Annotated in this window: 21 protein-coding genes; 13 read left to right on the top strand and 8 right to left on the bottom strand. The window is 45.6% G+C overall.

Annotation, left to right across the window (positions count from 1 at the left end; all coding sequences use genetic code 11):
- Positions 1-9: 9 nt before the first annotated feature.
- From AC1DV1_RS15575 to AC1DV1_RS15560, 4 genes are all read right to left on the bottom strand, one after another.
- Positions 10-1,389: a RagB/SusD family nutrient uptake outer membrane protein gene (locus AC1DV1_RS15575; protein WP_477360756.1), complete on the bottom strand. Its 1,380-nt coding sequence runs from the start codon at positions 1,387-1,389 to the stop codon at positions 10-12.
- A gap of 17 nt (positions 1,390-1,406) precedes the next feature.
- On the bottom strand, positions 1,407-4,550 hold the full coding sequence (locus AC1DV1_RS15570) for a SusC/RagA family TonB-linked outer membrane protein (RefSeq protein ID WP_477360753.1): 3,144 nt from the start codon (positions 4,548-4,550) through the stop codon (positions 1,407-1,409).
- An 85-nt stretch (positions 4,551-4,635) separates the two neighbouring features.
- Positions 4,636-5,193, bottom strand: a complete 558-nt coding sequence (locus AC1DV1_RS15565) for a TlpA family protein disulfide reductase (protein ID WP_477360751.1) — start codon at positions 5,191-5,193, stop codon at positions 4,636-4,638.
- Positions 5,194-5,337: 144 nt separating this feature from the next.
- A complete protein-coding gene (locus AC1DV1_RS15560) occupies positions 5,338-5,610 on the bottom strand; it encodes a hypothetical protein (RefSeq protein WP_477360749.1) in 273 nt (90 codons plus the stop codon).
- Positions 5,611-5,985: 375 nt separating this feature from the next.
- Here AC1DV1_RS15560 and AC1DV1_RS15555 point away from each other — a divergent pair, with 375 nt between their 5' ends.
- A complete protein-coding gene (locus tag AC1DV1_RS15555) occupies positions 5,986-6,225 on the top strand; it encodes a helix-turn-helix domain-containing protein (protein ID WP_121199538.1) in 240 nt (79 codons plus the stop codon).
- Positions 6,226-6,273: 48 nt separating this feature from the next.
- Here the strand turns inward: AC1DV1_RS15555 and AC1DV1_RS15550 are convergent, their stop codons facing one another.
- Entirely contained in the window at positions 6,274-6,882 is a 609-nt protein-coding gene (locus tag AC1DV1_RS15550; RefSeq protein WP_477360747.1) for a TetR/AcrR family transcriptional regulator, read from the bottom strand.
- A 620-nt stretch (positions 6,883-7,502) separates the two neighbouring features.
- On the opposite strand from AC1DV1_RS15550, the gene AC1DV1_RS15545 reads away from it, so the two are divergent.
- The 10 genes from AC1DV1_RS15545 to AC1DV1_RS15500 all read left to right on the top strand — a co-directional run bounded on the left by AC1DV1_RS15545 (position 7,503) and on the right by AC1DV1_RS15500 (position 15,668).
- Positions 7,503-8,573: a DUF932 domain-containing protein gene (locus AC1DV1_RS15545; protein WP_477360745.1), complete on the top strand. Its 1,071-nt coding sequence runs from the start codon at positions 7,503-7,505 to the stop codon at positions 8,571-8,573.
- Positions 8,574-8,578: 5 nt separating this feature from the next.
- Positions 8,579-8,953 carry a hypothetical protein gene (locus tag AC1DV1_RS15540; RefSeq protein ID WP_477360743.1) on the top strand — a complete coding sequence of 125 codons (375 nt, stop codon included), beginning with the start codon at positions 8,579-8,581 and terminating at the stop codon, positions 8,951-8,953.
- Positions 8,954-8,955: 2 nt separating this feature from the next.
- Positions 8,956-9,195 carry a hypothetical protein gene (locus AC1DV1_RS15535; protein ID WP_477360741.1) on the top strand — a complete coding sequence of 80 codons (240 nt, stop codon included), beginning with the start codon at positions 8,956-8,958 and terminating at the stop codon, positions 9,193-9,195.
- A gap of 10 nt (positions 9,196-9,205) precedes the next feature.
- Positions 9,206-9,475: a hypothetical protein gene (locus AC1DV1_RS15530; protein ID WP_477360739.1), complete on the top strand. Its 270-nt coding sequence runs from the start codon at positions 9,206-9,208 to the stop codon at positions 9,473-9,475.
- Between the two features lie 12 nt (positions 9,476-9,487).
- Positions 9,488-9,730 carry a hypothetical protein gene (locus tag AC1DV1_RS15525; RefSeq protein WP_477360737.1) on the top strand — a complete coding sequence of 81 codons (243 nt, stop codon included), beginning with the start codon at positions 9,488-9,490 and terminating at the stop codon, positions 9,728-9,730.
- Between the two features lie 5 nt (positions 9,731-9,735).
- Entirely contained in the window at positions 9,736-9,993 is a 258-nt protein-coding gene (locus AC1DV1_RS15520) for a hypothetical protein (protein ID WP_477360735.1), read from the top strand.
- A gap of 97 nt (positions 9,994-10,090) precedes the next feature.
- Positions 10,091-10,555 (top strand): very short patch repair endonuclease, encoded by a 465-nt coding sequence (locus tag AC1DV1_RS15515; protein ID WP_477360733.1) that lies wholly within the window; start codon positions 10,091-10,093, stop codon positions 10,553-10,555.
- Positions 10,556-10,623: 68 nt separating this feature from the next.
- On the top strand, positions 10,624-12,141 hold the full coding sequence (locus AC1DV1_RS15510) for an AAA family ATPase (RefSeq protein ID WP_477360731.1): 1,518 nt from the start codon (positions 10,624-10,626) through the stop codon (positions 12,139-12,141).
- An 8-nt stretch (positions 12,142-12,149) separates the two neighbouring features.
- The gene (locus AC1DV1_RS15505) at positions 12,150-13,586 is read left to right on the top strand and encodes an LlaJI family restriction endonuclease (protein ID WP_477360729.1); all 1,437 of its coding nucleotides are present in this window, start codon (positions 12,150-12,152) and stop codon (positions 13,584-13,586) included.
- A 111-nt stretch (positions 13,587-13,697) separates the two neighbouring features.
- Positions 13,698-15,668 carry an ATP-binding protein gene (locus tag AC1DV1_RS15500; RefSeq protein ID WP_477360727.1) on the top strand — a complete coding sequence of 657 codons (1,971 nt, stop codon included), beginning with the start codon at positions 13,698-13,700 and terminating at the stop codon, positions 15,666-15,668.
- A gap of 70 nt (positions 15,669-15,738) precedes the next feature.
- Here the strand turns inward: AC1DV1_RS15500 and AC1DV1_RS15495 are convergent, their stop codons facing one another.
- The 3 genes from AC1DV1_RS15495 to AC1DV1_RS15485 are packed head-to-tail and all read right to left on the bottom strand — an operon-like array spanning position 15,739 to position 18,374.
- Complete coding sequence (locus AC1DV1_RS15495) at positions 15,739-16,986, bottom strand: DNA cytosine methyltransferase (RefSeq protein WP_477360725.1); 1,248 nt, start codon at positions 16,984-16,986, stop codon at positions 15,739-15,741.
- A complete protein-coding gene (locus AC1DV1_RS15490; RefSeq protein WP_477360723.1) occupies positions 16,976-18,049 on the bottom strand; it encodes a DNA cytosine methyltransferase in 1,074 nt (357 codons plus the stop codon). Before AC1DV1_RS15490 ends, AC1DV1_RS15495 begins: the two co-directional genes overlap by 11 nt.
- Positions 18,042-18,374 carry a helix-turn-helix domain-containing protein gene (locus AC1DV1_RS15485; RefSeq protein WP_477360721.1) on the bottom strand — a complete coding sequence of 111 codons (333 nt, stop codon included), beginning with the start codon at positions 18,372-18,374 and terminating at the stop codon, positions 18,042-18,044. Before AC1DV1_RS15485 ends, AC1DV1_RS15490 begins: the two co-directional genes overlap by 8 nt.
- Positions 18,375-18,529: 155 nt before the next feature.
- Here AC1DV1_RS15485 and AC1DV1_RS15480 point away from each other — a divergent pair, with 155 nt between their 5' ends.
- Both AC1DV1_RS15480 and AC1DV1_RS15475 read left to right on the top strand, forming a co-directional pair.
- Positions 18,530-18,964 carry a hypothetical protein gene (locus AC1DV1_RS15480; RefSeq protein WP_477360719.1) on the top strand — a complete coding sequence of 145 codons (435 nt, stop codon included), beginning with the start codon at positions 18,530-18,532 and terminating at the stop codon, positions 18,962-18,964.
- Positions 18,965-18,966: 2 nt separating this feature from the next.
- The coding region (locus tag AC1DV1_RS15475) for a hypothetical protein (RefSeq protein ID WP_477360717.1) at positions 18,967-19,188 on the top strand (222 nt) is incomplete at its 3' end.

Genomic DNA, 19,188 nt, shown 5'->3' with positions numbered 1-19,188 from the left:
GTTTTATTTTCAGGGGTTTTGTACGACTCCGCTGATATTAACCGCGTTCCTGTCCAGCTGAAAGGTATAGCGTAAACCGCCCGGTTGCAGTGTATACTTCGTCCCACTGATATTGCGGTAAAGGGTTTGCGCGGTGCCTGCTTCCTTATTTAACCGCCGCAGGTCCGTCCAGCGCAGCGTCCGGTACAACAATTCCTTTCGCCTTTCCTTCAAGATCAAAGTCTGCAGTTGTCCGGGATCGCTCGTCGTGACCGGTACGTATGTTCCCGTTTTATAGCGGGTGGTTAACAGCGCATTCAGATCATTCAGGGCAGCCTGGGTATTGCCGTTCCTCGCAGCCGCTTCTGCCCGGATCAGCAGAACTTCGTCTGTGGCGCAGCCCGTAAATAGCGAGGCGTTACTTAACCCGGTATAATTTCCTTTAAAAGCTTTACTGCCATTGGTATTGGACTTAAAAAAGACCGTCTTTCGCAGGTCATTGGTCGCATAGGACCCGAATAGCGTCGTATCAATGCGGGCCCTGGCAGAGGACAAGGCCGCGGGCGGCGATGTCCGTGCATCATAGATCACCTCATCATTAAACTGTTTGAAAGGTATCGTGGAACTGGCACTGACCGTATTGTAATTGATCAGCGTATGATACAGCTGCAAGCAGGAATCCGCGTAAAGCCCGGCCTGCTCATATTTGCGCATGGACAGGTAAACACGGGCCAGCACCGCGTAAGCCGCGGGTTTGGTCGGCCGGTATTTCAGCACGGGTGTGGCGGGCAGCAAGGGAACGGCAGCTTTAAGATCGCTAATGACCGAGGTATAGGTAGCTGCAACAGTCGAGCGTACCGGCAGGTCCGCGACATCGGATTTTAAGCGCAAGGGTATGCCCAGGTCGGTACCGGCTGTCTGCTCATCATAGGGCACCGCGAATAATTGCGCCAGTGCGTAATGATAAGCGCCTCTTAAGAACAGGGCGCTTCCCCTTATTTCGTTCACTTTTGCCGGATCAATGCCCGGCAGGCTGTTCAGAGTTTCTAGCATGATGTTCGCATAGAAAATGCTGTTGTATGGTGCGGTATAGTCCCCGCCGATGTCGTCGAATTTTTGCCACAGGTAAAAGTTTCGCTGGCGCTCGACCATGCTGGTATAATCCGCGTCCGTCAGGTAAAAATTATCGGCACTCACCTCCGAAGCCGAAGGATAATGCGTGTTCAGTGCCGAATAGTTATCCAGCATGCCTTCAAGGTCTTCAATGGTGGATGGCGTTGTTATTTTCTGGTCGGGCTTCGCTTCCAGGTATTTCTTACAGGCCGTGGTACCCATAGCCATCAAAAGCAGTACCGGGATTAAGTGGCAATGCGTTTTCGTTGTTTTATATAGCAGCATTAAGATTTTCATATCAAGTCATTTAGCGTTTAAAGATTAACTTTGAGACCAGCGGAAAAAGTGACCGGCGGTTTAACCCCATACAGAATATCCGGGTCAATGCCTGATTTATTGGCTTTCCAGATCAGCAGGTTCAACTGACTGGCGTACAGATAAAATTGAACTGACTTCAAGCCAAATAGGGGATGTTGAGGCACCCAGTCATATCCCAGGTAAATATCATTCAGCTTGACATTATCGGCCCGTTCAACATTGATATCCGCATAGTGATAAAAATTATCCCGCAGGGCGTTAGCCGGATAGGCCATCGACGGAACGTTGGTTGATTTCTCGTCGCCGGGCTTCATCCAGCGCTGATCGTATTCCGAGTATCCGGTACCATAGGTAAACAAGGTGGTATAATTGAGCGATGGCCGCCGGAAGTAGTAATCCAACTTATAAGTGATATTGACCGCCAATGAAAAATGATGCCAGTCCACGGTATTCCGGAATGTTCCAAACACTGGCGGCAGCGCCGAACCGCTTACAACCTGTTGCTGTACAGGATTTTTGGCGATGGCCTGGTAGTCCTTACTTACCTGACCATTCACATAACCCATCGGATCACCGGTTTGGGGATCAAGTCCCGCCCACTTGTAGCTTACGATTTCGTAAGGATTATAACCGACCACGGGAAAGATATAATTACCGTCACTCACTAAACCATCCGCAGAGGGCGGATTGAGATTTTTTGAAACTTTATACGATACATAATTTACCAAAAGCGTAGACCTCCATTTAATTTCCCGGTTCACATTCAGGGTGTTCAGCACCACATCAAAGCCTTTAGAATCAATAGCTGCCGAGTTTTGCAAAGCGCCGGTCATGCCGACGGTAGGGTCAAGTATCACATTGTTGATCAGATCAGTGGCATTCTTTTTATAAAGATCGACCGAACCGGTTAAGCGGCTGTTGGCCGAACCGAAGTCAAACCCTGCATTCCAGGTCTTGACCTGTTCCCAGCGCAGGTATGGATTGGGCGGTGACAGGATATCCACTGATGGCAGGTTGATGGGTGAACGTGAAGGATCGTTGTATTGGATCTTGGTGAGTGCCGAAGCTGTCAGGGAAAGATTGCCGCTAACGCCGTAGGTTAAACGCATACTCAGCTGCGGTAACCAGCCGACCTTATAGAATTGCTCCTGGTCGATCCGCCAGAGCAAACCGGCAGACCAGAGCGGCACCCATTTCTGATTGGTATTAACGCCGAAGATATTCGAGGCATCCCGCCTGGCACTTCCTGACAGGGTATATTTCCGGTTGTAAGTATAAGCCGCATTAGCATACACGGAAACAAACCTGTTTGTTAAATTATCAATACTGCTGCCATCGGGAATATAACTATTCCCGTAAATGCCGTCAAATGTGGGATAAGGATTGCTGTAATCCACACCAACTGTTGTCGCTGTATTGGCATCGTAGCCATATAGGGTGCTTGTGCTGATATGGCTCCTGATTTCCCTGATTTCGGCACCTGCGATGGCAGACAGTTCATGTTTGTCTCCCCAGTTATTATTTACATTGAGCTGCCCGCGTAAAGACTGCGCCCTGTTCACCACATCCCGCGTTTTCAGAATCCCGTTTTTAGGCACGATATAATCTACACCTGTAGCGGTGAGCTGGCTGAACCTGTTGATCAGATCACGGGTGGAAAAAAGGGCGAGGCTATTGTTGTTGGTCGTATTGTTCCAGGACTGCTGATATTGGTATTTGAGGTCTGCACTTAGCCAGGGCAGCACTTTGTACGATGTACCGGCATTCAACAAAATATCATTCGCCGTGGTGGTATTGTCATTATTGGCTAACTCCTGCAAGGGACGGTATTTCCAGTCCAGTAGCTTGCCATGACCTGCCGTGTCCGTGTACTGTCCCCGGTAAAATATATCCACAGCAGCCGGGGTGCCATCGGAATTGACCAGCCTGGCATAAGGTGAAATGTTACCCGTAAAGCTATAATTGCCATAACCTCCGGGGCTGTTGGCCGTGGCATCGGTATGCGTGAAAATGACATCTGTTTGCAGTTGCCATTTTTTTGTCAGGTCAATAACGTTATTGGAACGCACGGTAATCCGCTGGTTGCCGTTACCTTGCAGGTTACTCAGGTTTTTATCATAACCTGCCGATAAGAGATACCTGATGTTATTACCGGAGCCGGTGAGATTCAGCGCGTATTGCTGAACAGTTGCCGGTCGGTATAAGTACCTGGTCATATCATTCCGCACATCCTGTCCTGCAAGCTGATTGATCCGGGCATCTGCCTGGCCCTGTGAAAGCGTGCCCTGTTTTTGTTGTTGCAGAATTTCGACGACCTGCGATATTGGCGGGTGGGTAGGGTCATTAAATAAGTTATCGTAGTTGCCCTGCGCGAACAGGTATTTTTCCAGCCCAATAAAACTGCCTACTGATAACTGGTTCGCAGAAAACAGGTTTGGTTTGGCAGATAAGGTAATGTTCGAGTTGATGGTGACTTTTAAGGGCTGGTTCAGCTTCGCTTTTTTGGTATTAATGACGATTACCCCATTACCGGCCCGCGCTCCCCATATGGACGAAGCAGCGGCATCTTTCAGCACGGTTACACTTTCTATATCGTTGGGATTGATGTTGTTGATATCACCGGCATAAGGGAAATTATCCAGTACGATAAGCGGTGAAGCCGCGTCGTAATTCAATGTACTGAGCCCGCGGATCTGTATGGTACTTTGATTAGGATCACGTTTATCAATCAGCAGGCCGCTGGTCAATCCATCCAGACGGCTGACAATATCGCTGCCGACCCGCTGATTTAATAATTGATTATCCAGTTTGTAAAATGAGCCGGTCGCTCTTTCTTTCGGGATATCCTGGTAACCTGTACTGACCACCACTTCGTTCAATTCGCTCACCATCGGTTCCATTTGGATACGGAGCGGTAAATTAGTGGCGGAGCTAACGGGTAAGCGTAAAGTTTTATAACCAATATAGGTGATCCGCAGGGTATCATTCGAACTTCGGATCGCAATGCTGAAATGGCCGCTGGTATCCGATGCCGACGAAGTACGGCTGATCGAAAAAGTGAGGGTTACCCTGGCAAGGGGCTGGCCTGTGGCAGAGCTGACTTGTCCACGGATCATTTTTACCTGAGAAAAAGCGCTCATTGTAAAAACAAGCAGGAAAAGCCATAAGAATGGGTAATATTTTAATTTCATGTATCAATCATCATAGTGTGAAAAATATAGTGTGTTAGCGTACCCTGTCAATCTTAACAGGGAGATCAATCCGTCCGGAGGTGACCAGGCGAGACACGTTAACATCCGTGACCTCCTTTTTACCTGTAATCGCGACCACTACGCCTTGCTGGTTGATCCAGACGTAATGCGGCAAGGCCGTGAAGCGGAAGTAATTGCTGCAAGCGGTATCCTGAACTGCTACCGGCAGATGTGGCGTATATGCGATCCTTTTGAACAGGGCATTGATCTTGTCCAGATCATCACCTGTCTTTTTACAATTGATCAAAAAGACCTGTAATTTGCCGTTAAATTGTTTTTGCAGGGAATTCATGTGCGGCAGGCCGTTAATACAGTTACTGCACCAGGTAGCCCAGAAATCCAGCAGGATGACTTTACCTTTAAAATCAGCTAATTTGGCGGTGGTAGATTTGTAATGTATCAGGTTGCTGAGCGTGACGTCTGGCAAAGTATCCCCGATGGCAAGCGGTTTAACTGGTTGGAGATGCTGCGCATTGACCCGAAAATTCAGGCATAGCAAAGCCAGTACGATGTAAATCGTTATTTTTTTCATGAGCGTTTAGTTAGTGGATGAATGAGAAGAGCGGGAAAAATACATACTGGCAACCCGGTCAATTTTTAACTATTAACCGGAACCGGGTTGCCATTACCCCTGGGTCATTCGGGCGGGCAAATGACCAACAGCCAGATACTTGATTTACTTGTCTTCATGATCGGTTTTGATTTGATTTTCAGACATGATTTGCAGTACCTCAGCACGATGATAGATCTCACTGATGAAGTTGGGAAGGCCGGGGAAGCCGTTTTGTTGCAGGGCGTTCAGATCCATTCCTTTTTCCAGCAGGCTGTTGGTGAACCATTCGTTTAATTCCTTTTGAAACTGTTCATAGGGTACACGACGAAACCGTTCCATGATACCGGTGAGGGTACTGAAATCGGGAGATTCTGGGTTTGATTTTTCTGCTTCCATTTGATTGAAATATTTAAAATGGAGCCCTGGAGGGTGATCTACAAAATAGGCGTGGACACCCTACCCATCGCTTGTGAGGCCCTGAGAAGCCCTGGAACGAATAAGCGGGCGCCACGCCTATAGCGTGGGCGCCTTCCGCTTTATCGCCTTGTTCCATTTGAAATTTCTCAGGTTTCACAAGCAAGACTCAAAGCGCGAACGCCAAATATTTTATGCAGTTCGCAAAATTAAGAAATAGTAAAAATTATCTATACATCACTGAAATTAAACTATAAAAATAGAGAATATATCTACAAATATAGACTATTTACACTGATATGCAAATAATTTATCTACAAACAGGATAGTAGGTTATTTTTAAATAAAAAAAACGAATTGCAAAAAGAAACACTTACAGCCTTAGGACTATTTTTAGCAAAAAAATCGGTTAATAAGGCTGACGTAGCTAGAAAGACGGGGTTGAGCCCTTTTCGATTAAGTCAATTATCAATTAATCCTAAGACTTATCTAAGAGTGGAAGAGCTTTATCTTATTGCATTAGCTATAGAAGTGTCTCCATCTGATTTGTTGGAAGCCGTGTGTAAAGACGTAATTCTTCCAAATTCTAAATCCTGAAAGCAAAGTCTTTTATTGTAATGATACCGATAGATGTCATTTTAGGGCCTAACTTTTTTCATATGCCCATTCAACGATCTGCTCAATAGATTTTAATATTTCGTTTTGCCCGTCAGAAGATTTAACATCTATGTCACAAAACGTACCTCCGTTAGACCATGTATGCAGGATGGTGTAATAAATGCCGCCAACCAGCAAAGCAGATACCGCACGAAAATTTACTTTTTTATTTTTGAAATGTTCGTCAGTCATCTCCAGTAGTTTTTGACCATTACTTTCCCGGGCATTATGAATGCTGGTCATTAACCGGCTTTGCCCCGAAAGTTCCCAGTGGATCAACCTTTGCATTTCATGTTCCGAAAGAAAAAAGGTAAACTGATTTTGCAGCAATTGGGTAACCAGCGGTTGGGAACCAAGGGATTGACTATTGCCGATCAGATCATTCAGACTGTTTGAGAAGGTCATCCAATAATCTTTTTCAACCACATATGCTTCGATCAGGTATTCTAACGTCCTGAAATAGCGATAGATCAGGCTCTTATTTACGCCAGCTTTTCTCGCGATATTATTAACCCGCAGTGCGCTGTACCCTTCATTTTTTAATATTTCACCTACGGCATTGATCAGGCGCCTTTTGGTCTCCTCTTTATTTTTCATAGCAGGATGATTTATAATGAAGAAAAAAAATCTGCACCAAAATTTGTACCAATTATTCTTAAAAGGAGTATTAGTGGCTTGTGAAATTGTAATTAATGTTGTTTACAGGGTAGATTCAACCGCATGGAATAAATATAAGTTTCTATCCGCGTAGCAACTGCAATTTCATCTTAGGCCGTTGCCTGCGGGCCGGGCCAACCGCTGTATCTGCCGGGCAGGATGCCGCTTTTGTCCCTAACGGGAAACACTAATTTTCACGCGTGTTCAAACCTGTGTTCCGCAGTGCCGCAACATCGCCGTTCTGTAGTCCTTACGGTTCTGCTCCTGCAAACAACCGGTAACAGATTGTTTTTGACAATGCATTTTCCAAAAGAAGGAGAAAAAGGAAAACAAGTTGGGCACTGCTGACTGACGATTGCCTGCAGTATCAAAAAGACTACGGCATAAACGGCTGCCTCCCCAAAGGGTCCCCTCCAATTATTCCGTTTCCTTTTTGTGCCGTTACGTGCCCGCTGATTTGCTTTCTTTTTCTCCTTTTTCTTTTGGAAAAAACACTCAGGGGAAGCCGGCGAAAGGGAAAAGCACAACGAACAGATTTAATCATTAAAAATTTAGAAATCATGGCACACAATCTTAATTACAGCGAACAGACAGGAAAATACAGTTTTTTCAGTGTAAAGGAAAAAGCGTGGCACGGACTGGGGCAGATCGTCGAAGATTACCCCACAAGCGCTGACGCTATCCGCTACGCGGGTTTGGATTATACAGTGGAAAAACGTCCGCTGTTTACCAATACACTGGCAAATGAGTTAACAGATCCGGATAACGGACTGCTTCCGAAAACGGATGTCCCCGGCTTCTTTGCGACTGTACGTAACGACAACAATGCGGTTTTGGGAGTCGTTGGCAAAGACTATGAAGTGGTACAGAATGCGGATGCATTCGGGTTCTTTGATGCCATTGTCGGCGGCGGCAGCGGTATAAAGTATGAGACCGCCGGAGCACTGGGCAAAGGAGAGCGGATATTCATTACTGCCAAACTTCCTGATTATATAAAAGTCGGCAAACAGGATTTAATAGAGCAGTACCTGTTCCTGACCACTTCACATGACGGTTTCGGCAGTATTACCGCCGCTTTCACGCCAACCCGTATCGTTTGCAACAATACGTTAAACGCCGCCATGCGTAATCATTCCAGTGGTATTAAGATAAGGCATACGGCTTCGGCAAACGACCGGTTAAAACAGGCGCATACGTTAATGGGTATATCGCACGTCATGGCTCAGGAATTAGAGGAACTGTTTAATCACTGGACAAAGGTGCGCATTACCGATGCACAGGTGAAAAAACTGATACAGATCGCTATGGCACCAAACCGGGAAGTAATTGGTAATCTCAAACTGGGATTAACGGATAAACTTTCAGCCACTTATACCAATATTGTGGACAATGCCTATGCCTACGCAATGGGTAACCCAACCCAGCAAACGGAAACCACCGCAGGTACTTTATTCGGTGCGTATAATGCAGTTACCGGCTATTATCAGAATGTCCGCAGTTTCAAAGACGGCGATGCCAAATTCAAATCCATCATGGACGGAACTGCCCGGCAAAGGGCACAGGTTGCTTTTGATCTGTGCGCAGGCTTTGTATGTGAGGGAGCAGATGCGTTGAATTTTAATAAAAATTAACAGCTATGCAGCCATTAAAAATGCTTACCAATGTGCAGAAAGCAAGGCTTCTGCACAGTTTGCTGACCGGTGAAATACCCGGTTTTATTGCACATCTCAAAATAATGAGCGATACGGTGGTCAGCACCCGCGAAGAAATCACCTCGGTCTGGAAAGATCAGCTTTTCGGACCGGAATTCTGGATCGAACTGGCCGCGGGTGTGCAGCACAAACTGAACCGTTACCAAATAGAACTGACCCGCAGCAGCACTGTTTTCGCCGATCAGCTCTTTGACGGCTATACCGCAATTTTTACGGTACATGCGCTGACAGTCTACGTTGCTGAAGAACGGTACAGCGATCCGAAGTTTAAACCGGCCGTCGAACTTTTATTTGGATAATCATGAGTACCGCTGATTTGAAAATGTATTGCTGCGGATTCCTGCTTGCAGCGGCCGGACTAGCCATCCGGCTGCTTGTAAACCGGCGGAAGTTCGGGCGCAGGGGACCTGCCGGACTGCAGCGTTTTTCATCCTATGGCCGCGCGCTGATCACCCTGTTTGCCGAAAATATGCTGAACCTTGCTGGCCTGCTGCTGATTCTTGCCGGAGCCTGCCTGATAATAATCGTTTACTTTATTTAAATTTGTAAAAATGAACACATCCCTTAACCCAACCCGGCCGGGTCAGATCTGCAAGATCGTTTCCGCTGTCCCTGACAGTGAGCCGGAGGAAGTATACATTGTCGCCGAAGATCCGGCCGGCTTCGAAGACGCCGACGAAATTCTGGTGGTTGCACTGGGCGAGCTGCAGCGGAATATCAAATCGCCGGAGAATGCCGCCCGTGAATCTGTCCGGAAAGATGAACTGATCGTAGTTGGTGAAGATCTGGAAAGCTGGGTAGCTTCCTGGAATAACCGTTAAAACCTGACTGCCGTGAGTTTCTGGACAAAAACAAATTATCCCTACAGCAAAATTGCTGAAATCCCGGAGGATCAACTGCTGCTGCTTGTTAATGCGATGCGGCGGGAGGATATTATTGAATGGCTGATGTGGAATGATTCAAACGGTGTTTACAGTGATGAACAGTCGCTCAAAGAGTTTGGTAGTGTCATGTCAAGGGATGAGGGAATCGAAATACTGCTCCGGCAGGCAGAGGAAAACCGTGTTTTAAAATAATGCTTATGATGACCGGAATAAAAAACCTGGAAGATGTCTCGGCTTTTATGGAGCTGCTTGTGAAGGAAGGCGTAAACGCGCATCCTGACGAAGACTTCCGTAACTATGTCAGTATGGAGACCGGTGAGGAAACGTATTCCGCTGCGGACGCGGACGACCGCAACAAGCTCATGGCACACTGTTTTAAGGTTTGCGAAGCAACCGGTACTGATATCTACAGTTTTTATGCAGGAGATTTTCCTGAAAGCGACCGGGATGGATAAATTTATACCGCTGCCTTCAGCCGTACAGCCGCAAGATCCGCCCTGCTGATTGCGGACGGATTTTTGCAGTATACCATTTAAACAAAATCCGGCAGCAATGGCAGATGTGCATTCCAGAGAAGTCAGAAGTTATAATATGTCCCGTATCCGGAGCAAGGATACCAAACCTGAAATGCTGGTCAGGAAATTCCTTCATGCTGCCGGTTTCCGTTACTTGCTCCATGACAAACGGCTTCCCGGAAAACCGGATATCGTGCTGCCGAAATACAAGACAGTGATATTTATTCACGGCTGCTTCTGGCACGRCCATCAGGGCTGCCGGTATTACGTGATTCCCAAAACCCGTACAGAATGGTGGCTCAGTAAAATAAACGGCAATATTCTCAAAGACTGCCGGGCAGCTGAAGAACTGAAAGCTTCCGGTTGGAAAGTGATAGAAATCTGGGAATGCAGTCTGAAAAAGGCGGTACAGACTGAAACACTCGGCGAACTTAAAAGGACACTGAATCCCGCAGAAAAGCTTCAGGGAGGCCGTCTGCCGGAACACCTGAATTTTCTTTAATCACCGCTTATTCTTATCTTCATTCAAAATTGGTGTAAATTCGCCTGACATGATAATAACCGGTCACAATGATCTATCTTAAAATATTTACTGGCCAGGATCTTCGCCCGCCCGGCGCAGGTGGAAGCAATACCCTGATTTCTTCAAAAATTATGGCAACCGGATTTTTTCCGTCGCCACAGCGCCCGCCAGGTTACAACCTGAAATTTTATCACACGAGCGGTTCTACTGATCTCGAATATGGTTTTTCCGGCAATTCAGGTGATGAGGTAAGAATTAAAAGTTTTTCAACCGTTATGATGGCTGAAGGTGCAGGCGTGGGAGACCTCGGGGTTTTTAAACAGCATACAGGGGAAGCGAATGCTTTTGATGTCACCTTTGTAAAGCAGACAGATCCTCAGTTTGCTTTCCTCAAAAGTCTCATGAAAGATAATCATCAGGCAGAAGAAGTCATAACGGAACCTGAGGAGGATGATATCGTAAATTCAGCGATCACGAATCCGCATAACTGGCTTATTTACGGGGCACCGGGGACCGGTAAAAGTAATATGATCAAGGCAGAATCTGCTGTGTTCGGAGCGAACAGCTTCAGGGTTACATTTTATCCGGATTACAGTTATGCAAAATTCGTGGGCAGTTACAAGCCAGCGACTTATTATAAAAATAACGGCAGCAGTGTGAGTTATCATAATGGAAGAAGCAGCAGTACACCCGCCGGAGGCATTGTTAACGAGCCGGTTATCGATTACAGATTTGTGCCCGGCCCGTTTTTAAGCATGCTCGTGAAGGCCTGGAAAGGCCTCAGTAACGGAGAGAATTGCCTGTTGGTGATCGAGGAGCTGAACAGAGCTGCTGCTGCGGCCGTTTTCGGCGAAATTTTTCAGCTGCTGGACAGGAAAAAAGGACGTAGCGAGTACAGGGTCAGACTCTCTGATGAAGCGATGAGCTGGATTCACGAAGAATTGTTGGATGCTGCTTTTGACGATATCAGAAATGATATAATGGATAAAGGTATATATATTCCCCGGAACTTTTATCTCTGGGCGACAATGAATAGTGCGGACCAGGGTGTATTTCCGCTCGATGCTGCCTTTAAAAGAAGGTGGCAGGTGAAGTACCTGCCGCTGGACGCCAATGAAGATAAGCTTGACGGTCTGACACTCATCTTTGCCGGTACTGAATATTCCTGGAATTATCTCAGAAAATCCATTAACAGCTGGCTGACCATCCGCGCAGGTGTTGCCGAAGACCGTTTAATTGCGCCGTTTTTTGTCTCGCCGGAAGAGCTGACCAACAGGGATAACGCACCGGAGGTCTTTAAAAACAAACTGCTGCTTTACCTGAAAGATGATGTGCTGCGTCATAAAAAAGGATTTTTCAATGCGGATAACCAGACCATATCAGCAATCAGCACGCATTTTAAAGCTGATCCAAATCCGGCGAAAAGTTGGGATTTCTTCTCGGTACTGACACAGGAGGAAGAAGGAGCTGCCGCTCATATCAGGAAAACTTATGATGATTTTGCGGCAGTTAACCACCCGCCTGTAACCGAGGAAGATGCACAGTCGGACACCGAAAACCGATAACAGGCCGGATGAAAACTGATCCTGAAAATATCACACTTTATGAATTCGCCGAGGAGGAGTTTCCCGGGCAGATCAAAGCTGCTCTGGGTGAACTTTATCCGCTTTTTGAGCAGCGGAGTCTCGTCAGGAGGAATATAAATACTGGCAGCCTGTCCCTTGATTACAGCGGTTTTGCTGCGTCGGGGACCAGACTGGTAACGGTTCTTCCCAAATACCTGCGCAAACAGATCAGCAGCATCACCGATCCGGCCGCAAAAAATAAAAGGATTGAGACAGAATCCGGCAAACTCTACCGGCTGCTGAAACGGAATGAGTACGGACTGGCCGGCAGAAAAAATATTGAAATAGCTGCTGCTGATTTTATAAGTGAAAACTCTGCCGGCTATACCAACGAACTGGCAATCGCTGATTTTATACTCTCCGATTACCAGGACAACGGCTTATGGTCTTATACCGAAAAGAAAGTGCTGATCAATGCCGGCGGTGAGACGGACTGGGACCTCACCATCGATAATACAGACGCTGTGGTATCAGGCGGGCGGCCTTATTATTTTGACACATACAGCACGGCCGACGAACTGATCAGTGACAGCCTAATCACACAAATTCATAAATATGCTGTAAACTACTGTAACCGGCGCTACGGATTCATATTGGATCTGGAGCTTGCCGCACTGCCTGATGCAGCAGAAGATATTGATGACCTAGGCGATGCTTTCGCACTTCTGTATGCACTGGACAAGCAGCTCCGCATTACCTACAGGGAGCGGGAAATCCTGCTGCTGAAAGCGCTGACAGAACTGGTTGAGATCGGATTTTCACGTTCAGACGAGGCAATCTCACTTTACGGCCGCCGGGACTTTGAACAGGTATGGGAGGCCGCGCTGCAATATTGCTTCGGCCATAACGGTGATCTTCGCCGGACGCTGTTTCCGCTGCCTGAATGGTTTGATGAATTAACAGGCAGATTCCTGGCGGTCAATATTAATGACACTCTTAAACCGGATGTGCTGCGCAGAATAAGGCGGAACGGGCGTGAACTGCTGCTGGTACTTGACGCTAAATATTACCTGCTTAATTTCAATAATAAAAACTCTTTCCCTCCGGTAGGGGATGTTATCAAACAGTATTTTTATGAGGCTGCCGTAACCAGAAACGGTTTGGGCTATAATTCAGCAGACATTGTTAACGCATTTATATTTCCTTCTCAAACCAGTCTGCCTGCCGGATGGTTTGAAACCGGCGGTCATGCTGCGCTTGATAATGAGTTATTCAGTATGATCACAGCTGCCGGGCAGATCAAAAAACCGCTCATGAGTTTTAACGTGGACCCTGAAGTTATTTTTGAAAGATACACCAGGTTTAAACCGCTGAATAATGATGAGTTGAACAGCTTTATTACGGAGTGGGAAAATTATCTGAATCGTCCAGTCAGAGTAAAATGACCTTTCCTAGTAAAGATTATATGGGAATACCTTCGTAACGCGTCTGTTTTCGGTATTCTACTAATTTGTAACCTATAACAGCATAACAACATTAGATTAATCAACATAAATATGACTGAAATATTCTGGGATCCCTTAGAAAATAAAAAATACGACGATCAGGACTTAATATCAGCTGCAAAAAAAAGGCAGATTAAAAACATTTTAAAGTCATACGTCAGTGCTTATGATTCTTTCTCGGAACTCATTCAGAATGCCATGGATGCTGTTGATATCAGAGCTACCAGTCTGAATGAGTCCGGTTATCAGAAAGAAATCAAAATAGTGATCAATCTGGAAAAAAATGAATTTACGATTTCCGATAATGGTATAGGGTTTAAAGAGGCTGAATTTAAAATATTTTTGGCACCGGACAGATCTTTTAAAAATGAAACAGAAACCAGGGGGCATAAAGGAGTCGGATCAACATATATTGCGTTCGGATTTAATTATCTGTTACTGGGGACTAAAAGTCCCGAATTCAGCACGCTGGCTGAAATCATAAACGGGCGAAACTGGGTCGAAGACTCAAAAGGAATTGTAACAAAACCTGTTGTTAAAACTATTCAAACTGCTAGCGATTCCTATGATAATTTAGACAGAGGGGCAACATTTACCATCAAATACGGCGGAGATTATACCCGCCCTAAAAGTTTGTCATATTTCGGTGCTGAGACTGCCGACCAGTGGCTTCATATACTTTTGGTAAAAACACCTTTGGGGAATGTTGATTTTTTTAACCTTAACTCACAAAAGACCTTTTTTAGTTTAAAAGTCATAGATAGTAAAGGTTTGGAAACGGAAATAAGTAATCATAAAGCAGATTACGCTTATCCGCACAACTTAATCCACGCTTCAGCGAATCTAAAAGATATTTTAACATTTCAGCAAAAGTTAATAGCTGAAGGGAAGCCAGTCGTGCTTCCTTCAAAATTCAGCCGGTTAAATGGTATTTACGAGTACTTTTCGAAAGATGATTTAAAACAATTTAAATCCAAACGGCTATCTGATGAAATGAAGAATCTTATTGATCAGTACCAAATCACCGCTTATGGCTATTTTTGTTATTCAACGGATGTTTGGGATGAGCTGAATGACAATGTCATAAAATTGAGAAAGGGCACCAGGCTGCTCAGAGGGGGATTGCAGCTTGCTAATAATTATATGATTCAGGGTGATCTGATCGCGATACCGTTAACATCAAATATTGGTTATCAGAATCAGACCCACGTTGTTGTTCATTTTAGAAACGCAGATCCTGATTTGGGCAGAAAAGGCTTTCAGCCGGAACTCAAAGAGCTCGGCGAAATTTTAGGAGTGGCTATAGTTAACAAATTCAAAACATGGAGACAGTTATTAAAAGTTGACACAGGTGCAAAACCTAACATTGCCAGCAGCGATGATGTTTTCAACTGGATAACTGAACAGGCAGATTATGAGAGGTCTCACCCGCTGGTAATCACTAATAAAAACTTTTTCGCTCCGGTAAATGAGATTTCAATCACATCGATACCGCAATCCGAGCAGGATGTTATTGTTTTGTTTAATCAGCTTTTGGCTGGTGGTGTGATAAGAGGATTAAAACTGTTAGCAACAGATCAGAAACGGCAGTATGACGGGGTTTTTAAATACTTTGTCAGAGAGCCCATCAGTAATCATATCTATGACGAAATATTAAATCCGCTTGGCGTGAGCGAAATGGAACACCGGAGTGACTACAGTTCAAGGCCATATATTTTAGAGTATAAGTTCAGCGTAGACGGACTTCTCCGGGAATTTGAGAACGGCGAAAAGTTAGAACATGAGATAAACTTGGTGATTGCCTGGGAAACGGGTGAAATATGGAAGAAAACGCATCAGGTTACTTCCTTATTAGATGTCGAAAATTTGCACAACAGAGAATTTCATGGATTAACTCACATTTTTCATACAGGAAAACATAAGTTATACGCAATAATACTTTCAGAGTTGGTCGACTATCTTAATGACTTCGACAACTCTCAAAAACAACAAAAATTAAAATATGACGGCGAGGATATTTGAGAATTCCTGCCTAAACACCCGGTTTATTAAGTTAAAGATTCTAAAAGCGAATATTAAGACATATTGCTATTTACACTGCCAGATTTTCTATAAGTTCCGGCTTAACATTTTTGCCTGCGCTCTCAAATAATGAAAAAGCGGTTTCTGCTATAGCCCGCGCAAACAACGGAGGGACAGCGTTTCCTATCATTTTATACTGATCGCCCTGCGAGCCGAGAAACTCAAAATCGTCATCAAAAGACTGTATCCTAGCCGCTTCGCGTACCGTAATTGAACGCGCCTGCCTGGAGTCAGGGTGGATATGTCTTAAACCATCCTTATAAAGATGGGCCGGTATAGTGTTCCCCGGCTTATCTTTTCTGATAACATGATATTTGTGAAAGTTTGATTTTTTTCCTGTTGCTTCCTCGTAAAGACTAATCAGCGCTGCCGTACTGCTGTAGCGGTAGGTGCCGTTCTCGATATCTTCAGCCAGTGTTTTAAAAACCTGTATGTCTCTGGCACTGTGTACCCGCGGCACATGATTGGGCGGAAGCGGCACACCGTTAATATACACAGCGTGCGACCTGCCTTTTTCTTTTTCTTTCAGCGGAAAAATGGAAGGAAGGTTTTCAAACGCAGCCCCGGCGTGAGCAGGTTCACTGCTTTCACGTTCCCGCATTATCCGGTAAAAATCCGCGATTTCTAACGCGCTGTCTGCGCCGGTTTTAACGCCATATATAATTACCCTTTTGCGTTTTTGCGGTACATCATAATAAGAAGTGTCGAAGACAGCTTTACTGCGGAGGTCAGGTGTAATATCATACCCGATTGACTGAAATGACTCTCTGATGCGGTTTGTAATAGGGATCCCGCCGGGTGCGGCTGACAGTATACCTTCCACATTTTCAAATACAAAAGAATGGGGTTGAAAATGGCTGACCATCTTTACGTAAGATTCGAACAGAAAATTCCGGTAATCATCCTTCATGCCGTTTTTGTCCTGCACCCGCCCGGCAATGGAATAGGCCTGGCAGGGAGGTCCGCCGACAATCATGTTTACTGCTGCTTTGCCAGCCAGGCTGATCAAACCCTCACTGGCGCCGAACAAAGGGTCGTCAAAGCCATTCAGCAGCTCTTCCGTACGCTGTATATCAAAATGGAGCACTTTCTTTTCTGCTGATTTATAACCCCATTTTACTGCCAGGCGGTTACGCAAAGTCTTCACCATAGGCTGTTCCCAGTCCACAGCAGCCAGGGTTTTGTATTTTCCGGTTTGCAGAAAACCATCAGTCAGACCGCCGCAGCCGGCAAACAAATCGATTACGTTAATTTTCATCGGTCAGATATTTTTTTAACTGTTCAGCGAGTACTTTACCCAGCAGCGGCGGCACTGCATTGCCAACCTGCCGGTTTTGCTGTGTTTTATTACCCAGAAAGACGAAACTGTCAGGAAAGGACTGCAATCTCGCGTTTTCGCGTACGGTAGGAACACGGTTCCATTTATAATGAAAATGGTTGCGGTGGCCGGTATCAATCGTTTTGGACGGCTTTTGGCTGTGATACCGGGTCCAGGCTTCATTGAATTTCCTGGAATCTCCCACTCCGGGAGGCAGGTCCTTATGATTACCGCCCTCGGGTACCAGAGAAATTACGCTGATCACATGATCAGTATGTGTAGTGCCGACGTGATTGGTAATGACCTTATTCCCATTACGCATAATTTTCTGGTAATCACTAGCCGGTTTTTTGTCATAGGTCATTTTTTCATCCCCAAGTCCGGTTTCCAGATCGGGAAGATCGCCAATTGCGGCCTCGCAACCTACGTAAGTGGAAGGAATATGAGTCGGATCCGGGAATTCAAATGTCCCCAGGTCTTTTCTCAGCGCCACGAAGAAAACTCGTTTGCGTATCTGAGGCACCCCGTAATCGGGAGCAAACACAAGTTTGGGGTTGCACGTATAACCCATTTCCTCGCACAGCCTGATCACCTCAGTTTTGGCTTTACCGCCGTACATAACCAGGAAGCCAGGAACGTTTTCGATAATGATGGCTTTTGGTTTAAGCCTTGCTGCAAGTTTGAATACTGAATTAAACAGCGTATTCCGGGTGTCATTTTCATTTCTCGGACCGGTAAGCGAAAAGCCCTGACAGGGAGGTCCGCCGATAATTACGTCCACTTTCCGGTCATTTACAGCTTCAGCTATCTCGTCTATTGCGCTGTCCTCGTGCAGGTCAAGATTAAGGGTTTTGGAATCATTATGGTTATGGGCAAATGTTTTCAGCGCGATATCGGTATTATCCACGCCGAGCAGTACGTCAAAGCCTGCCTGCTGGAAGCCGTATGAGAAGCCGCCGCAGCCGGAAAAGAGATCAATAGCCGTTAGTTTATTATTAGTCATGTTCAAAATCAAGTAATCCCTGTCTTGTAAATTTTAGTTTCAGATATTCAATGTTGGTCCTGGCCGCTTCCAGTATCTCGCTGCAGTTTTCTTCGCGGAAAATGATTTTCGCAACCTGCTCGCCGTAGAAATTCGCTAGCAGCTCCTTCTCATCCAGAGAAAAAAATTCAGCCGCTTTGATAACAGTTTCTTTTGCAGGCAGGCGTTCGCCGCGTTCAATCTTGCTGAGCACCGAGGTATCCAGATCGAGAAAGGCCGCCACTTTCCGCAGCGGCAGATCATTTTTGATACGGAGCTCTTTCAGGGTTTCACCAAATAATTTCATTTGGAATAAACATTTTGGACAATAATAGACATTTGCCAGCAATTTTAGTAATATGTTGATAAATTCCCGGATGTTAATTTTATATTTGTTCGGCATGCTGCATAACCCGTTATCTTTGGATAACTGCAATTGTTGCCAGCCGCAAAATATTTAACATGGCCAAGCTAACCTTATTAACGACAAAAGGAACAGTCCATCAGACCGGCGGTCTGAACTGGGGATCGAATCCGAATAACCATACTACCCCGCTGGATGCGTATATTCCTTTACATATTGCTTCCGTGAGAAGGTATCCTCCGGTATTTGCGCCAAAAACACCAGTGCAGGTCCGGCACACACTCACCTGGGATGATGGTACAATAATGCAGGTGCTGTTTGAGGGCTCGCAGACAGATACACAGAACGGACTTGTATATCCCAAACAGATCGCTTCGACACCCAGCAAAAATACACTCGGAAGATATTTAAGAATGAGAATGGGATTGGGTGCTGCTCACCGTATTACCCTGCAGGACCTGCACACCTATGGCCGTACTGACATTGAACTTACGGCAACCGGTCCCAATCAGTTCACAGCAGATTTTCGCTAACAATGTCAAGATATTATCTGAAAAAACTGGGCAGGCAGGAACTGGGCGTGAAACCGGACGGAGGTATTGCGCGCGGCCGTTATATCTATGTTTCGAAAGCCTGTGAGTTATTTTTCCCGCACCTTTCCAGGACAGTAACGAACGACAATGTGCTGATTCCGCTTATACCACCGTTTTCAGACGACAAAATTTATTCTGCTTACGTTTACCATAATGATAAATAC

The organism is Mucilaginibacter sp. P4_D1, assembly GCF_056401935.1.
Note: the sequence above shows the minus strand (reverse complement) of the source record. Positions and strands in the feature narration are given on the sequence as shown.

Excerpts from the sequence above, each read along its gene's own strand:
- AC1DV1_RS15575 (WP_477360756.1), bottom strand. The coding sequence starts at position 1,389 with ATGAAAATCTTAATGCTGCTATATAAAACAACGAAAACGCATTGCCAC.
- AC1DV1_RS15570 (WP_477360753.1), bottom strand. The coding sequence starts at position 4,550 with ATGAGCGCTTTTTCTCAGGTAAAAATGATCCGTGGACAAGTCAGCTCT.
- AC1DV1_RS15565 (WP_477360751.1), bottom strand. The coding sequence starts at position 5,193 with ATGAAAAAAATAACGATTTACATCGTACTGGCTTTGCTATGCCTGAAT.
- AC1DV1_RS15560 (WP_477360749.1), bottom strand. The coding sequence starts at position 5,610 with ATGGAAGCAGAAAAATCAAACCCAGAATCTCCCGATTTCAGTACCCTC.
- AC1DV1_RS15550 (WP_477360747.1), bottom strand. The coding sequence starts at position 6,882 with ATGAAAAATAAAGAGGAGACCAAAAGGCGCCTGATCAATGCCGTAGGT.
- AC1DV1_RS15545 (WP_477360745.1), top strand. The coding sequence starts at position 7,503 with ATGGCACACAATCTTAATTACAGCGAACAGACAGGAAAATACAGTTTT.
- AC1DV1_RS15540 (WP_477360743.1), top strand. The coding sequence starts at position 8,579 with ATGCAGCCATTAAAAATGCTTACCAATGTGCAGAAAGCAAGGCTTCTG.
- AC1DV1_RS15535 (WP_477360741.1), top strand. The coding sequence starts at position 8,956 with ATGAGTACCGCTGATTTGAAAATGTATTGCTGCGGATTCCTGCTTGCA.
- AC1DV1_RS15530 (WP_477360739.1), top strand. The coding sequence starts at position 9,206 with ATGAACACATCCCTTAACCCAACCCGGCCGGGTCAGATCTGCAAGATC.
- AC1DV1_RS15520 (WP_477360735.1), top strand. The coding sequence starts at position 9,736 with ATGATGACCGGAATAAAAAACCTGGAAGATGTCTCGGCTTTTATGGAG.
- AC1DV1_RS15510 (WP_477360731.1), top strand. The coding sequence starts at position 10,624 with ATGATCTATCTTAAAATATTTACTGGCCAGGATCTTCGCCCGCCCGGC.
- AC1DV1_RS15505 (WP_477360729.1), top strand. The coding sequence starts at position 12,150 with ATGAAAACTGATCCTGAAAATATCACACTTTATGAATTCGCCGAGGAG.
- AC1DV1_RS15500 (WP_477360727.1), top strand. The coding sequence starts at position 13,698 with ATGACTGAAATATTCTGGGATCCCTTAGAAAATAAAAAATACGACGAT.
- AC1DV1_RS15495 (WP_477360725.1), bottom strand. The coding sequence starts at position 16,986 with ATGAAAATTAACGTAATCGATTTGTTTGCCGGCTGCGGCGGTCTGACT.
- AC1DV1_RS15490 (WP_477360723.1), bottom strand. The coding sequence starts at position 18,049 with ATGACTAATAATAAACTAACGGCTATTGATCTCTTTTCCGGCTGCGGC.
- AC1DV1_RS15485 (WP_477360721.1), bottom strand. The coding sequence starts at position 18,374 with ATGAAATTATTTGGTGAAACCCTGAAAGAGCTCCGTATCAAAAATGAT.
- AC1DV1_RS15480 (WP_477360719.1), top strand. The coding sequence starts at position 18,530 with ATGGCCAAGCTAACCTTATTAACGACAAAAGGAACAGTCCATCAGACC.